The sequence below is a fragment of the Allobaculum fili genome, from assembly GCF_020969955.1.
Lineage (GTDB): Bacteria > Bacillota_I > Bacilli_A > Erysipelotrichales > Erysipelotrichaceae > Allobaculum > Allobaculum fili.
Genome location: NZ_JAHDSX010000001.1, coordinates 15,023 through 31,358 on the forward strand (window position 1 = coordinate 15,023; position 16,336 = coordinate 31,358).

Here is a 16,336-nt window from a genome sequence, read left to right on the forward strand (position 1 = left end):
CAGACGAATCGGCCTCTGTTCGTAATCAAGTACAGCTTTGCGGCTTCGGGTTTAAGCCTGCTTTTCGGAATCCTCGTCCTTATGAAGAATTTCCGTGAATTCTTCGCCGGTGATCGTTTCTTTTTCGTACAGATACTTGGCCAGTTCATGAAGTTTCATGACGTGGTCATTCAGGATCTGGTACGCCTCTTTGTAGGCTTTGTTGATCAGTTCGATCACTTCGCGGTCAATGGCTGCGGAAGTGTCAGAAGAGCAGGCGAGCGAAGTGTCGCCGCCAAGGTACTGGTTGTTGACCGTTTCAAGAGCGGTCATGCCAAACTGATCGGACATGCCCAGACGGGTGATCATCATGCGGGCCGTCTTGGTCGCCATTTCGATATCGTTGCTGGCGCCGGACGTGATGGAGTGGAAGATCAGATCTTCCGCGGCACGGCCGCCGCAGTACGTAACGATGCGGGAATACAGCTCGTCTTTGGTCAGCAGGTTGTTTTCTTCTTCATCCACCTGCATCGTGTAGCCGAGAGCGCCTTTGGTTCGCGGAATGATGGTGATCTTGTGAACCGGTGCGGCATCGGTGCAGTAGGCGGAAACCAGCGCGTGACCGATTTCGTGGTAGGCGACAATCATGCGTTCGCGCGGAGAAATAACTTTGTTTTTCTTCTGTTCGCCGGCAATGACGATTTCAATGGCTTCTTCCATATCGCGCTGGGTCACCTGCTTGCGTCCGTCGCGGACGGCGAGCAGAGCGCCTTCGTTAACGATGTTGGCCAGGTCGGCACCGGACGTACCGGCGGAAGCGCGGGCGATCATGTTGTAGTCGATATTCGGGGAGGTCTTGACGTTTTTGGCGTGAAGCATGAGGATTTCGCGACGGCCTTCAAGATCCGGCAGTTCAACCGGAATGCGGCGGTCGAAACGTCCCGGACGGGTCAGCGCCGGGTCAAGCGATTCCGGACGGTTGGTGGCTGCCAGAAGGACGATGCCCTTCGAGCCGTCAAAGCCGTCCATTTCCGCGAGCAGCTGGTTGAGCGTCTGTTCGCGTTCGTCGTTTCCGTTGAATCCGGAACCGTCACGCTTTTTACCGATCGTATCGATCTCGTCGATAAAGATAATGCAGGGCGCGTGCTTTCTCGCTTCCTTGAACAGGTCGCGAACGCGGGCAGCACCGCGGCCGACAAACATTTCCACGAATTCCGAACCGGCAATGAAGTAGAACGGAACGCCGGCTTCACCGGCTACCGCACGGGCCAGCAGCGTTTTACCAGTTCCCGGAGGGCCGACTAACAGCGCGCCTTTTGGCATTTTCGCACCGATTTCGGTGTACTTTTTCGGTTCGTTCAGGAAGTCGACCATTTCCTGCAGGTTCTGCTTGGCTTCATCCTGGCCGGCAACGTCCTTGAACGTCGTGTGGGTCATTTCGCCTTTATAGACTTTGGCATTGGATTTTCCCATGCCCATGCCCATATTGCCGAATCCGCCAAACGGGAATCCGCCACCGGAGCCGCCGTCATCATCGCCGTCGTCATCCGATGGATTGGTGAACTTGAAATCCGCGGATCCGGAAGACATTCTCTTTCGCATGGAGCGGAAGAGCCACCAGACCATGCCCCAGATGAGAATCCAGGGAAGCAGGGAAATCAGAACGCTTACGAAGACGTTGTTTTCCCGCTGCGGAATTTCTTCAAACTTCACATCCCCTTCGATCATGCGGTCCACCAGACCGGGATCGTTGATGAGGGTTGTGGTGTAGACTTTGTTTTCGTCGCCTTTCAGCGTATAACGGGCGGTATCGCCGCTGATCTGAACTTCATCCACTTTTTTGTCCGTAACTTCCGAAACAAACTGAGAATAAGGCACAGCCGAAGAAGAACGGTTAAAAACTGTGGAGGGAAAAAGCAGAAGGCAGAAAACAATGATCATCGCAAAGGTGAGGATCAGATATTTCAGGTTCTTTCTGGCGGGCTTTTTCGATCCGCCATTTTTGTTTTGAGAAAAGTTCATGGAACCTCCATTCCAGGATTCGAACGCGGTTCGATCCGGGGGCTGTTTGAATGAATCCTATTATGACGCAGAATTAGCACAAGTACAGTAAGAGTGCCAGCCTTCGTCAATTTCACAAAATTTGGATTTTTTCTTCGAAAAGCGGGTAAGAAGGTCGGAAGAAAAATTTATCCATTCTCTGTAACAATATCGTACCCATCTGTTTCAGTCCTCAAAAATGAACGACAAAATCCTGTCTTGCAGAAGAGAACAGTTTGAAGATACAGGTCCAGAACGGCTTTGCCAATGGAAGAAATAGAGAATACCTCTCAACAATTTCTTAAGACAGACCGATAAGGTTTGCCCTTGCGCAGGAAGCCTGCCGCAGCCCTTTATTAGAGCGAAAATAATCGAAAATAATAAGGTACACAGGTCCGGTATCTATCGCGGATCTGATCGTTTTTTCGTACAGAATGACAGGAGTTTTGCCCGAAAACGGGAAGAGAAAACCAAAAATAAAGCAAAACGCTCGCGATACGCTCATGCTGAATATAGAAAAAGACGTTTCGTTCTTTCAAATACGCACGACAATGTATTTTCAGCAACAGACGTTGTTTTTAAAAAGAAAACCGTGTGATTTCCAAAAGCGAAACGCCGACAGGCAAAGGATTTTAAGGGGATCCAGGCGAACGAAAACAGGGGAAAAGAGAAAGCGGCTGCGCGCTGTGGGCAGGCGGCAGTGTACAAAAACAGGGAATTTGAGAAAGGAGACGGAAATGAAAAAAGGACGAAAGATTTTGTCGGTGATCTTCTCGCTTTCGCTGCTGAGCCAGCCATACTCCATTTATGGAACGTCCGGCCCGAATGCACAGGAAGAAACGCTGCCTGAAACCGGAGAAGTCCGGCCAATGATTGAAGCCCTTTCGCAAAGCGCCGATCCAGATGCGGTCCTGTCGGCTGACTCTGAAGCGGCATCGCAGCCGCAGGAGAGCGTGCGAAAGAAGGCGAGCAGCTATCGCTACGCAGACGGATCCCGCGGCTTTTTTGCGTATCGAAACCAGAGCGAGGCGCTCCAGATTCTGAACGAAAAAGCGGCGTATACCGAAATGGGCGCCGAACACGACGCGACCAGTCTGAAAAACATGCTGAAGTCGCTGGATATTCTCGAGGATGCCAACACGATCCGCCGCTTTCTGGGCAAGAGCGAATACAGGATCACGGACGCCCTGATGGCGCATTCGCAGATTCGGGCCAACTGGTCGTACGATCAGTATCACGAAAACGAAAATTACGATCATGCGCCCCTCGACTGGGTATCCAAGCCCGCCGGCTGGATCAGCTGGGCGGAAAACCTCGATAATTTTGGATCGCCCGATCTCGACATGCTTCAGCGAGGCAATCTGGCAATGCCGCGAAATTCCTTTGACGGCTGGTATTACTACGAAAAGGAACGGTACGAAAGCACAGCGGGAGCCAGTCTGGACGATCCGACGTATGGCCACTATGCGAACCTGATTCAAAATTACGCGTATGCCGGCGCGGCGTACATTCCCTTTGAGGACTACCGCGGACAGGAATACGGTACGGAACTGCAGAACTTTATGAATTATCGAAGCGCACCCGCGCAAAGCTATACGGTCGCGCAGTATCGCCGGCTTTTAGAAGACTATATTCGCCAGCTGCCCGACGCCCCGCTCTTTGTGAATGCAGTACTTTCCAATGTGCCAGACTGCACGTATACCGGCGAGGCGCAGACACCGGCAGCAACGGTCACCCTGGTCGATGCCGTTCTGATCGAAGGCCAGGACTATACCCTGCAGTATCAGAACAATGTGAACGCGGGAACCGCCACAATCATCGCGACGGGATGCGGCAAGTATTCCGGAACCGTACGAACGACGTTTGAGATTGCGCCCAGATCCATCGAATCGGGATCCGTTTCGGGAATGCCGGGAATGGTGCGCAGTCTGGCCGAACTCGAAGCGGCTGACCTGCAAGTCGAATGCGACGGCCATCAGCTGGTCAAAGGTGTCGACTTCACGGTGGAATGCGAAGAGCTGCCGCTGGGCGACAATTATCACACGCCGTATCAGGCGATGATCCGCGGGATCGGTAACTACTGCGGCGAGAAGCAGGAGCTTGTATTCGGCCCCATGCGCATCGATGTGCTGGCCGATACGTATCCCATTGCGGATGTCACGTACACGGGAGAACCGCTCACTCCGCCGGTAACGCTTTCCTACGGACGCATTTTGCAGGAAGGTGAGGATTACACGCTGCGTTATGTGAACAACTGCAACGCGGGGGAAGCCTCGGTCGTCATCGAAGGCATCGGCAGTTATGGCGGAACGATTACCCAGACGTTCCAGATTCGTCCCGAGTCGATCGGCAATGCCGTCGTCTCCAGTCTTCCCGAATCCGTAAACAGTCTGTCTGAACTTCAGAACGTACAGCCGTACGTACAGAACGGCTTCACGCCGCTTATCGAAAATCAGGATTACACGGTGGCGCACGAACAGGTGACCAGCGCGCAGGGAACCGATTATTTCCGTCTGACGATTACCGGCAAAGGCAATTACAAAGGAAAACTGGTTCGAACCTGGGGCGGACCGAAGACGCTCGAAAATGCGTGGATGTCCAGTCTGGACGATCTGATCTATACCGGAAAGGCGCTTCGGCCCCGTCCAAACCTCTGGTTTAACGAAACCCTGCTCGTGGAAGGCCAGGATTACCGGCTTCACTATACGAACAATGTGAACGCCGGCGAAGCGACGATCACCGCGATCGGCATGGGAGACTATTCCGGAGCGCTTTCCCAGACGTTCCGCATTTCCATCCGCTCCATCAGCAACGGCGTCCAGATTGAGGGAATTCCCGATTACGCGGATCTCGATCAGCAGATCGACGAAGACGATCCGATTCTGGTCTGTGACGGCGTGGAAATTCCCCGCAGCGACTATACGGTGGACCTTTCGCGTGTCGAGTGGGAAGGGCAGGCGTACGTCTGGCGTTTTACCTTTACCGGCGTAAACAACTGCACCGGCATTTTGCATAATGCGGTCTACCGCAAGGAAGATCTGTCCAGACTTTCACTTTCCATCGACGATCAGACGTTTACCGGGCAGGAAATCCGTCCGGAAATTTCCGCGATTCTCGACGGCGTGCCGTTAAGCGAAAACTGGAACTACACCCTGCGCTTTCTGCACAATGTGCATGCTGGCACCGCAACCGTCATTCTGACGGGCATCGGCGCCTACGCGGGCGAAAAGCGGGTTGACTTCCAGATTTTGCCGGATACGGTACGGAATCTGGATATCGAGGTCGATCACGTACGCGAAATTCAGAACGCCCAGCAGCTTGAGGACAACATGCGCGTTCTCATCCGGGAAACCCGGCAGCCGGCCGATCCGGCCGACTACATCGCGGAAGTCGTTTCCGTCAATCTCGACACGCACCGCGCTGTGATCCGTCTGACGGGGAAGCGGGACTATACGGGTTCGCGGGAGTTCATTTTCGATATCGGCGGACCGAGAGAAGATGAAATCAGGCCGGAAGACAGCACGGCAATGTACCGTCTGTACAATCCGAACACCGGCGAACATTTTTACACCGCCGATTCGCGCGAACGGAATTATCTTTCGAGCATCGGCTGGAACGACGAGGGACTGGCGTGGATCGCGCCCGTACAGTCGCACACGCCGGTGTACCGTCTGTACAATCCCAACGCCGGCGATCATCACTACACGCCGGATCCGCAGGAATATATTTTCCTGCAAAACGCCGGCTGGCAAAGCGAGGGCATCGGCTGGTATTCCGATGACGCCAGAGGACAGGCGCTGCTTCGTCTGTACAATCCCAATACGACCGGCGCGGGCGCCCATCACTACACCACCGACGCGCATGAACGCGATTATTTGCAGAATATCGGCTGGAAAGATGAAGGCGTCGGCTGGTACGGAAAAGCTCAGTAGATCCGCCTGCAGGCGCTTCCTGCCCAAAATCAGTCCAGAAACACAGAAATACAGAAATACACAAACCTGGAAATCCAGAGATACAGATACACGAAAAGCCGGCCGCAGTCTGAACTGCGGCCGGCTTGGTTTATGTGCAGAGAAATGGATGGTCCTGGGCTAGTCGAATTTCTTTCGGCGCTTGGTGGACAGCTTCATCATTTCCTTCATCGTCCGGGAATCGTCATTTTTGAGCGCTTCCTTGAAGTCTTCAAGCGTGGTCTGGAACTGCTCGATTTCCTTGAGCAGCAGATCTTTATTGAGCAGGAAGAGTTCGCTCCACATTTCCTCATTAATGGAAGCAATGCGGGTCAGATCGCGGAACGAGTCGCCGGTGTATTCGACCAGATGCTCATTTTCGTGGGTATCCATCAGCGTAACGGCGATCACGTGCGTCAGCTGGGAGAGAAAAGCGATCATTTCATCGTGCTCTTCGGCGGAAAGAACGGAAATGTTCTTGCAGCCGAGGTCCTTGGCTAAAGAGCTGACCTTGACGATGCTGGACGCTGTGTTTTTTTCGTGCGGAATCAGGATGAAGTTGGCTTGCCGGAAAATTTCCGGATTGGCGAATTCAATGCCTTTGGATTCGCGGCCGCACATCGGGTGAATGGACATGAGCTCAAGGTCGTCGCGAAGAATTTCCTGAACCGGCTCCATGACCGCACGCTTAACGCCGCTGATTTCCAGCAGCAGCGTGCCGGGTGCAAAGTGGCTCTGCCATGCGGCGATCCAGTCTTTGAGCAGGGTGGGATAAATGCAGAAAATGACCATTTCACACTGGTTCAGACCGGAAGAGAAATCCGCAAAGCCTTCATCAATCCAGCCTCTTTCCTTAGCCTGACGAAGGGAATGTCCGTTGGGATCGAAACCGAGAACCCGCCAGCCGAGTTCCTTCATGCGTCCGCAGAAGGACCCGCCCATTACGCCAAGACCGACAACACCGACAGTTTTCATGAACGTACTACCTTTCCTTTCAAAGCCAGAAGATCGTTAAAGAAATGCGGATAGCTTTTCGTGACGGCCTGGGCATCCTGAATCTGTTCAGGACTTTTCGCGCAAAGACCGAAAATGGCCATTGCCATGGCGATGCGATGATCGTTATGGCTGTCGATGACAGCCGGATGATCGAGACAGTAGGAAGACTGGCCATGAATAATAATTTCGTCTTCCGTACTCGTAATGTCCACGCCCCATTTGCGCAGTTCGTCTTCCATCGCCGCAATCCGGTCACACTCTTTGTAGCGCAGCCGGGAAGCGTGAGTAAGAACGGTTTTTCCCGGGCAACAGGCGCCGAGCACGCAAAGAATCGGTCCAAGATCCGGACAGTCGGCTAGATCAAAGGTAAAGCCGTGCAGCCGGCCTTTGACAGCCTGCAGGCCCTGACTGGTCCAGTGGAGCGTTCCGCCGGCTTTTTCGATGGCCTGTGTGATGACGGCATCGCCCTGCAGGGAATCGGGATTAAGACCTTCGACGACAATGGACGCGCCCAGCGCGCCGGCTACGAGAAAGAATGCGGCCTGCGACCAGTCGGCTTCGATGCTTACGCTGGCCGGCTGATAGTGCTGATCGGGCGTGATGCGATAGCCGTTTTCTGAGGGCTCTTCGATGTGAACGCCAAACGTCTTCATCATGTCCGCGGTCAGGCGCACATAGGACTGGGACTGATACGGCGGAAGCACCGCGATTTCCGCGCCGCCAATAAGCGGTGCACTCATAAGCAGTCCGGAAATGAACTGGCTGGAAATGCTGCCATCGAGCGTGAACAGACCGCTTTTTAAAGGGCCCTGGAACGTGATGGCTTCGCCGGACTGTTCAAATTTCAGATTCTGTTCGGCAAAGATGTTCGCATAGACGCCCATCGGCCGGGAAAGCAGGGACGGCTTGCCCAGAAAGCGGACTTCCTCCGGACCGGCAGCGGCGATCGGAATCAGAAAGCGGATCGTCGAGCCGGATTCAAAGGCATCCAGCACTGCCGGCTTCTGGGGATCGTTTTTTGCGGGATTGCATCCGCGAATATGAAGGGTACGAAAAAGCGGGCCAGAGCCGGGGTCTTCTTCAATGTGCGCGCCTAAAGCCTGCAGGCAGCCGATCGTGGCTTCCATGTCCTTGGAATGGCCAAGATGGGTAATGACGGATTCGCCGTCGGCCAGACCGGCGCAGATCAGGGCGCGGTGGCCGAGCGATTTGGAAGGCGGAACGCGAAGCGATCCTTCAAGATCGGAGGGTTCAATCCAGACTTTCATTACACAGTCTCCTTTCCATCCCCTGCAGAGGGCTGCGGTTTCGAATCGGATTTTCCAGAAGCAGGCGCTTCAAACGGGCGCAGCGCTTCCTTAGTCATCCACAAATCGAGCAGACAGAAGGCGGTCATGGCGTCAACGACCGCTCTGGCCCGGTGAATAATCGCCGGATCGTGCCGGCCCTTGATCGCCAGCTTGACGTTCTGTCGGGTCTGATAGTCCGCGCTGTCCTGTTCGAGATAAATCGAGGGGGTCGGCTTGATGCACGTCTGAAACAAAATCGGCATGCCGTTGGTAATGCCGCCGTTGATGCCCCCGTTGTTATTGGTTTCGGTATACAGGTTTCCGCAGTCATCGGCCTGAATCGGGTCGTTGGCCTGCGAGCCCGTCATGGACGCAAAGCCAAAGCCGGCGCCGAAGCTGACGCCTTTGATGGCGGGAATCGAGAAAAGCCCGTGCGAGAGACGGCTTTCTGCGGAGTCGAAAAACGGTTCGCCTACACCGGCGGGAAAGCCGGTAACGCCCGTCTGCAAAATTCCGCCTACGCTGTCGAGTTCGGCCGAAGCGTTTTCGATGACCTCCTGCATGCGCGCGCTCACTTCATCGTCCGCGGCTGGAAATTCCAGCGCGGAAAGCTTATCGAGCAGCGATTCGAGCTCGGCGGGGTTCAGACTGGCCATGGAAACGGCGTTGACATGACCAAGCTGGAGAATCTGGGTGCCGATGTGCACGCCTTTGGATTCAAGAATCTGGCGGCAGATCGCACCCGCGGCAACGACCGGCGCGGTCAGCCGGCCGGAAAAGTGACCGCCGCCGCGATAGTCCTGCCAGCCGTTATATTTTTCAAACGCGCTCCAATCCGCGTGGCCCGGACGCAGGCGCGTTTTAAGCTTCGCATAGTCCTGCGAGCGGGTATTGGTGTTTTCAATGAGAAGGCAGAGCGGGGTGCCGGTCGTATGGCCTTCGAAAAAGCCGGAGACGATCCGGACCTGATCGGCTTCCTGCCGCTTTGTGGATAAGGCGCCTTTGGCTTTGCGCTTTTCCATTTCAAAGTTCAGCTTGTCCAGATCGATTGCAAAGCCGGCAGGCAGTCCGTCCAGAACGGCACCGATCATTTCGCCGTGGCTTTCTCCAAAAATGGTCAGCGCAATCTGTTCACCGAATGTGTTTTTCATACGGATCTTCCTCCATCATCTGATCGAGATGCCCAACATCCCGGGTCTCAAAGCGGAAATGGCCGGGTTCATCGACGATGACGCAGGCGATGCCGGTATCGTTTCCTTTTTTGTCGCTGCGAATGAGGCGGGACGCTTCCTGACGGTCAAAGTCATGAATTTCCGGAAGATGGAGCTTCTCGTAAATGCGCAGCACGCGCTCTTTGAGTTGAGGATTTTCAATAAAGTAAAGCATGCCTGTCGCAACGCATTCGCCATGCAGATAGTCATGGTCCGGATAGCTGCCTTCAATGGCGTGGCCGATGGTGTGACCAAAGTTCAGCGCCTTGCGCAGGCCGGCTTCCTTTTCGTCCTGTTCGACGACGATCCGCTTCAGATCGATCGAACGGGCAATGATGGCGTCGATATCGAGCGTATCCTGTTCAAACATCGCGATGAGTTCGGGATCAAAGAGCAAACCCATTTTCAGCGCTTCGGCTAGACCGGCTGAAATCTGTCTCGCATCGAGCGTAGAGAGAACGTCGGGATCTATGATGACGGCTTTTGGCTGCCAGAAGGCGCCGACGATGTTTTTGACCGGTCCGAGATCGACCGCAGTCTTGCCCCCGACGGAAGAGTCGACCTGCGAGAGAACGGTCGTGGGAATGTTATAGAAATCAATGCCGCGCATGTAGCAGGCAGCAGCAAAGCCAGCCATGTCGCCGGCGACGCCGCCGCCCAGCGCGATGGCCTGACTTTTGCGGTTGAGACCGGCATTGCACATAGCGATCAGCAGCTGTTCGAAAGTCTGCAGATTTTTCGAACCTTCGCCCTGCTCAAAACAAAAAACGTCCAGATGATCAAACTGTCCTGCGGCCAGATCCACCCATTTTTTTGGGATCCCGGAATCGCAGACCAGAATCGACGGACGGCTGGTCTCAAGGCGTGAAGAAAGGTTTTGCAAAGCTCCGCGCTCAATCCAGATGGGATACGAGGAGCCGGGAAGATTTACATTCAGTTTCATAATCGGTTTCCTTTTTACACGCTATTTTAGCATTCCTTTACACGACATCCGAATATCGGGAAGGATCGCCCGGACAAATTGATTTTTAAATGCACCAAACGGTCATTTTAAAGCCGCTGGAAAAGAGAAAGACGAAGACCGGAAAATCCGTTCGATTCCGGTCGAACCGGCCTGGCGAACGAAGGAGATGCGAGAACGAATCCGCCCGAATAGGCTCTGCGCTTCTTTCTTTCGTGCGGTTCGGGTGATTCGTGCACATCCGCCCATAAAAAAACGCCAGCCTGAGCTGGCGCGATGGGCGAAAGGGGATGGAAAGCGGCGATCAAGTGCAGGCGAGCGTGCGTCAGCGGACCGATTGCTTCATTCGATGCTTAAAGCGTATTTTCGAGAATCAATTCTTCGGTTTCACCGGAAAGCTTCTTGTCGAACTTTTTCTGATCGTGAATGGCTTTTTCCAGACGGCGGTCCTGGTCGTGTTCCAGACGCATCATCGTCAGCGCGTGCTCAAACTGCGTTTTCTGCGATTTGCGCAGAGACGTAAGAATTACGCCGGTAAAGAAGTTCAGGAAGGCGAACAGGGCGATCATCGTGATGATCATCAGTGTCGGCATTTTGAGCACCAGACCGGTGTTGAGGAATTCAATCCAGATCGGGATGAACAGCGCGAGGGCGATGATCATCAGAATAATGGCGATGGTATTGAAAAACGCGAACGGACGCGTATCGCGAAGAAGACGGCCGATGGTGTACAGAACTTTCGTTCCATCGGAAATCGTGTTCAGTTTGGAAACGCTGCCTGCCGGACGGTCGCGGTAGCGGATCGGCAGCTCTTCGAGCTTCATGTTGTGGTCGAGGGCGAAAATCGTCATTTCGGTTTCGATTTCAAAGCCTTTGGACGTAACGGGGAAGGATTTTACAAAGTCCCAGGAAAATGCGCGAAGACCTGTCATGATGTCGCGGACGTTGGAATCAAAAAACGTGTTGATCAGGCCGCGCACCAGACGGTTTCCGGTGTTGTGGAACAGGCGTTTGTTTTCGGTGAAGTACGTGGAAGAAAGGCGGTCGCCGATGGCCATGTCTGCGCCGTGCTCCAGAACGGCTTTTTCCAGTTTCCTGGCATCTTCGGCCGGGTACGTGTCGTCGCCGTCCACAATGATGTAGCAGTCGGCATCGATGTCGCGGAACATGCTGCGGACAACGTTGCCTTTGCCCTGTTTGTGTTCGTAGCGGACGATGGCGCCGGCGTTTCTGGCGATTTCATCGGTGTGGTCGGAGGAGTTGTTATCGTATACGTAAATCTCTGCGTGCGGGAACGCTTCGGCGTAATCGCGGACGACTTTTTCGATTGTGGCCGATTCGTTATAGCAGGGGATAAGAATTGCAGTCTTTTTCATAATGAGTCCATTATAAAGAAAAAAACAGAGGGCATAAAGAAAAACAGAGGGCATAAAGAAAATAGGATGGGCCCCCCATTCGGATGTTTTTGCCAAAGGCCATGGAGGGAAGAAACAGCCCCAAACGCGGTCTGGGTTCTTTCCAAACCGCCGTCCTGGCCAGGAACCGGCGAAACCGGAAGCGCTGCCCTGCCTCTTTCCTTTACGCCCTTTGCAGCAGAGAACACTCTGCTTGAGGGCAAAGTTCATACAGACAAAAAGAGGATTTGATATGGCAAAAAGCTTTAATGTAAACCCCTGGCTGTTTCCGATGCCTGCCTATATGATCGGCACTTATAACGAGGACAGAACTACCGACATCATGATGATGGCCTGGGGCGGCATCTGCGCCGAAGACATGGTGGCGCTGAATCTGGCTGAAGAGCACAAAACGGTCGCCAATCTTAAGGCGAAAGGCGCCTTTACCCTGGCTGTACCGTCAGTAAAGACGCTTCGCGAATCCGATTATCTGGGCACGGTGTCCGGGAATCGCGTTCCGGATAAGTTCGAGCGTACGGGCCTGCATTCTGTGAAGAGCGAACATGTCGACGCACCGGTTATCACGGAGTATCCCATGACGCTCGAATGTGAAGCTGTGGAAATGCAGGAACAGCCGTACGGTCTGCGCATTCTTGGACGAATCGTCAACATCCTCGCCAGTGAGGACGTTCTCGATGAGCAGGGACGCATCGATGCAGGCAAGCTGAACAGCTTTGTCTTCGATTCGATGCGAAACGGTTATTACGCCAGCGGCGAACCAGTCGGTCAGGCCTGGCATTCCGGAGCCGGCCTGCTGAAGAAATAGAAGGTCTTGCCATGGCAAAACGCATTGTGATTCTCAATGGAAGTCCGCAAAGAAAAGGAAATACCGCGGCGCTGACGAAAGCCTTCAGCGAAGGGGCAAAAGCGCGGCCCATACGGTCACGGAGTTTTTCCCGGACGATCCCGGACGATATGAACATCCACGGCTGGCGCGGCTGCTTCTGCGCAAACAGCGCGCTGGAAATGCCGTGCGTACAGCACGACGATATGGCTAAAATTTATCCGGCCATTAAGGAAAGCAATGTCGTCGTCCTCGCTTCGCCGCTCTATTACTGGACGCTCAGCGGTTAGCTTCGTGCGGCGTTTGACCGGCTGGTCGCGCTCGAAGAAGGCAGGGAAAATCTTCTGCGCGGTCATGGTCGGGCCTGCGCGCTGCTGATGTCTGCCGCCGGCGATGAGTTTGAAGATGTCCTGGACTATTACAATCATCTGGCCGAACATCTCCGCTGGAAAAATATCGGCCATGTTCTGGCTGGAGGAAACGACAGAGATGGCGATGCTGCCGGCTAGCCGGAACTGGAAGAAGTCCGCAGACTGGTCGCATCGATTCAGTAACTTTTACAAATTCTATTATCCGCAGGCAAAGTGAATCGAAAGAACGGCAAAAAGCAGGAGGCGTTTCATCGGGGCAGCCTCCTGCTTTTCTGTCCGAATCTGGCCCTCCAGAGCGAAAAGAATCCCCATCGAGAGAATCTGAAAAAGAACGGGAAAAGAACGCGTAAGAGAACGTGTAAAAAGCGCAGAGAATCCGACGGAATCCGCCTGAGTTCTCCCGCGTACCATGCCGGAAAAGGAAAACAATCGAATCGCCAGAAGACGCGATGATAGAATAGGCACGGTGATGTCTATGAATTCGCTTGAAAAAGCAAGAAACACAATTGATAAGATTGACGAGCAGCTGGCTTCGCTTTTTGAAGCGCGTATGAAACTCACGGAAATCGTTGCTGCCTATAAAAAAAAGCACGACATGGCGGTCTTTGATGAAAGCCGTGAAGCGCAGGTTCTCGAAAAAGCAAAACAGAGAATCAGCAAGCCGGATCTGAAGGGCGATTTTGCCCAATGGATGCAGACGCTGATGGATCTATCCAAAAAACAGCAGCGGCAGATGCTCAACGCCAACAAAGTGGCTTACTGCGGCGTGGAAGGCGCGTTTGCCTGCTCGGCCACCCGTACGCTGTTTCCGCAGGCGGAAGCCGTATCCTGCGCGAGCTTTGCGGACGTGTTTAAGAAAGTGCAGGAAAACGAAGTCCGCTATGGCGTTGTGCCTCTGGAAAATTCGAATTCCGGTCTGGTCGGCGAAGTGCTCGATCTGCTTTTCGAATCCGGCCTGTACATTGTTGAGGCCGCGGACATCCGCATACGCCAGTGCCTGCTTGGCGTAAAAGGGGCGCAGCTCAAGGAGGTGCGCTGGGTGTATTCGAAAGATCAGGCGCTCTGGCAGTCCAAGACGTTCCTGGACGCGCTGGGCGTGGAGACGATCTGTTATCCGAATACCGCCATGGCTGCCCAGTATATCGCGCAGCAGGCCGATCCGGCAAAAGCCGCGATTGGAGCCAGAGACAACGCGAGCCTCTACGATCTGGACATTCTTGCCGAAAACATCGAAGGCAGCGCCTCGAATACCACCCGCTTTCTGGTCATTTCAGCCGTTCCGAATGCGCAGGAAAATGAGGTTTCCTCTTTGCTTCTGACGGTACCGGACAGCGCGGGCGCTCTGGCGAAAGCCATTAACGTCATTGCCGCTTTTGATCTCAACATGGACAATCTGCAGTCGCGCCCGGTCAAGAGCCGGCCGTTTGAATATTATTTCTTCGTACAGCTGGCCGGTCATACGTCCAGACAGAATGTGGAAGCCTGTCTGCAGGCGTTAAGTGCCGTCTGTACGTCTGTCCGTTCACTGGGCAGCTATTCCATCAGAAAGGACGATCAGTTATGAGTTTTGTAAAAGACAGCGTAAACCGCAAACCGATTGTGGACACAGTATTTGCGATCGTGGATCAGGCCAAAAAGGCCAAGGAAGAACTGGGCGCGGAAAACGTAACCGACGCGGTTATCGGTTCGCTATATACCGAAGACGGCGTTCTGTGCGCGTTTGATACTGTGTTTTCGACGCTGAAGTCGCTCGACAATAAGAAACTGGCCAAATATGCGGTCAGCTTTACCGGAAACCCGGATTTCCAGGAAGATGTTCTGGACTGGGTGCTCGACGGCAATTCCGATTTGTATAAGGAAGTCATCGCCACGCCAGGCGGAACCGGTGCGGTCGGCATGTCGATTGAAAACTGCCTCGAAGCCGGTCAGACGCTGATCATTCCGGAAATCGCCTGGGGCTCTTACTCCCTCATGGCGCAGATGCACAATCTGAAAACGAAATCGTATTCGCTCTTTGAAGGCGATCATTTCAATCTCGACTCCCTGAAGGCGACATGCAAAGCCGTCATGGAAGAGCAGGACCGTCTGGTTCTGATCATCAATGACCCGTGCCAGAATCCGACCGGCTATTCGATGACCAGAAAAGAATGGGAAGACGTGATCGAATTCCTGAACGAATGCTCCAAAACCCATTCGGTCGTTCTGATCAATGATATTGCCTACATCGACTTTGCCTATGAAGGTGCGAAAGCCAAGGAATATTTCCGCTGCTTCGACAAGATTTCGGACGACGTTGCTGTAATCGTTGCCTTCTCCATTTCCAAATCGCTGACCTCTTACGGTCTGCGCTGCGGTGCAGCCATTCTGATGGCGAAAACGCAGGAAGGCGTGGACGAACTGAAAGTCGTCTTCGAAAAGACCGCCCGCGCGACCTGGTCGAACGTCAACAATGGCGCCATGGAAACGTTCTCGACGATCATGCGTACGAAAAAGGATGAATACCTGGCAGAAAAACAGAAGTATGTGGATCTGCTTAAAGCCCGTTCGGATCTGTTTGTAAAACAGGCCGAAGAAGCCGGTCTGGTTCACTACCCGTACAAGGAAGGCTTCTTCGTCACGCTCGCAATGGACAATGACAAGTGCGACCGCCTGCATGCGGCCCTGATGGAAAACCAGATTTACACCGTCAAGGTCAACAAGGGCATTCGCATCGCCGTCTGCTCCATGCCGCTTCACGTCATCGACGGTCTGGCCGCCCGCATTAAAGCGGTCGAAGACCAGCTCGACTAGATCGTTCCAAACAGAAAAAAACGGCGGAAAACCGTTTTCGATTTTCCAGCCGCATCAGTATTTCCCTTTTCCTGTTTTTTCTTCAAGTCCGCAAAGCCGCAAGGCCTGCGGGCTTTTTTACTGCCGAAAGCCGCGCATTTCTGTCCGGCTGAAGGCGCGGCCGAATCCCTTCAGAATCCGCTCCGGGACAAAATGTGAGAAATTAACAGGTTTTGAGAGATTTAACATCATATAAAGACAATTTTTATGCACAATAAAAGCAAGCAGATAAAAGTGAGAAAAAATCCTCACTCTGCGCGAAGACAAAATGAGCTGAAAATTACGAGAGGTATCGCGAATTTTAATGGATGGTAAACAAAATCGAATTCGAAATAATTATCAATTCATTGTCAATTATTATGCCGGACAGAACAGAAAAACTAAAATAAATGCGTTAAAAAAATACGCTTTATGATAAAATATCCGTGATTATACAGAAAAGAAATAATGAAAACGAAATAGATTTGGCAGG

Annotated in this window: 12 protein-coding genes; 6 read left to right on the forward strand and 6 right to left on the reverse strand. The window is 53.3% G+C overall.

Annotated elements, in window-relative coordinates; genetic code table 11:
• Window positions 1–51: 51 nt before the first annotated feature.
• Window positions 52–2,001, reverse strand: coding sequence for an ATP-dependent zinc metalloprotease FtsH (ftsH, locus tag Afil_RS00075; RefSeq protein ID WP_230266480.1), 1,950 nt, complete (start codon window positions 1,999–2,001; stop codon window positions 52–54).
• Between the two features lie 755 nt (window positions 2,002–2,756).
• Here ftsH and Afil_RS00080 point away from each other — a divergent pair.
• Window positions 2,757–5,951: a hypothetical protein gene (locus tag Afil_RS00080; RefSeq protein WP_230266482.1), complete on the forward strand. Its 3,195-nt coding sequence runs from the start codon at window positions 2,757–2,759 to the stop codon at window positions 5,949–5,951.
• Window positions 5,952–6,110: 159 nt separating this feature from the next.
• Here Afil_RS00080 and Afil_RS00085 read toward each other — a convergent pair whose 3' ends face one another.
• From Afil_RS00085 to Afil_RS00105, 5 genes are all read right to left on the reverse strand, one after another.
• Window positions 6,111–6,944, reverse strand: coding sequence for a prephenate dehydrogenase (locus Afil_RS00085; protein WP_230266483.1), 834 nt, complete (start codon window positions 6,942–6,944; stop codon window positions 6,111–6,113).
• The gene (gene aroA / locus Afil_RS00090) at window positions 6,941–8,233 is read right to left on the reverse strand and encodes a 3-phosphoshikimate 1-carboxyvinyltransferase (protein WP_230266485.1); all 1,293 of its coding nucleotides are present in this window, start codon (window positions 8,231–8,233) and stop codon (window positions 6,941–6,943) included. The genes Afil_RS00085 and aroA overlap by 4 nt, the downstream gene beginning before the upstream one ends.
• Window positions 8,233–9,405, reverse strand: a complete 1,173-nt coding sequence (gene aroC, locus Afil_RS00095; protein WP_230266487.1) for a chorismate synthase — start codon at window positions 9,403–9,405, stop codon at window positions 8,233–8,235. Before aroC ends, aroA begins: the two co-directional genes overlap by 1 nt.
• Entirely contained in the window at window positions 9,386–10,408 is a 1,023-nt protein-coding gene (locus Afil_RS00100; RefSeq protein WP_230266488.1) for a 3-dehydroquinate synthase, read from the reverse strand. Before Afil_RS00100 ends, aroC begins: the two co-directional genes overlap by 20 nt.
• 371 nt (window positions 10,409–10,779) lie before the next feature.
• The gene (locus Afil_RS00105) at window positions 10,780–11,802 is read right to left on the reverse strand and encodes a glycosyltransferase family 2 protein (protein WP_230266489.1); all 1,023 of its coding nucleotides are present in this window, start codon (window positions 11,800–11,802) and stop codon (window positions 10,780–10,782) included.
• 271 nt (window positions 11,803–12,073) lie between these two features.
• On the opposite strand from Afil_RS00105, the gene Afil_RS00110 reads away from it, so the two are divergent.
• From Afil_RS00110 to Afil_RS00125, 5 genes are all read left to right on the forward strand, one after another.
• Window positions 12,074–12,646: a flavin reductase family protein gene (locus tag Afil_RS00110; protein WP_230266490.1), complete on the forward strand. Its 573-nt coding sequence runs from the start codon at window positions 12,074–12,076 to the stop codon at window positions 12,644–12,646.
• A gap of 11 nt (window positions 12,647–12,657) precedes the next feature.
• Window positions 12,658–12,954, forward strand: coding sequence for a flavodoxin family protein (locus Afil_RS00115; RefSeq protein ID WP_230266491.1), 297 nt, complete (start codon window positions 12,658–12,660; stop codon window positions 12,952–12,954).
• Window positions 12,955–13,041: 87 nt separating this feature from the next.
• Entirely contained in the window at window positions 13,042–13,173 is a 132-nt protein-coding gene (locus Afil_RS11055; RefSeq protein WP_255658098.1) for a hypothetical protein, read from the forward strand.
• 331 nt (window positions 13,174–13,504) lie between these two features.
• Window positions 13,505–14,599, forward strand: coding sequence for a bifunctional chorismate mutase/prephenate dehydratase (locus tag Afil_RS00120; protein ID WP_230266492.1), 1,095 nt, complete (start codon window positions 13,505–13,507; stop codon window positions 14,597–14,599).
• On the forward strand, window positions 14,596–15,825 hold the full coding sequence (locus Afil_RS00125; RefSeq protein ID WP_230266494.1) for a pyridoxal phosphate-dependent aminotransferase: 1,230 nt from the start codon (window positions 14,596–14,598) through the stop codon (window positions 15,823–15,825). Before Afil_RS00120 ends, Afil_RS00125 begins: the two co-directional genes overlap by 4 nt.
• Window positions 15,826–16,336 lie beyond the last annotated feature (511 nt).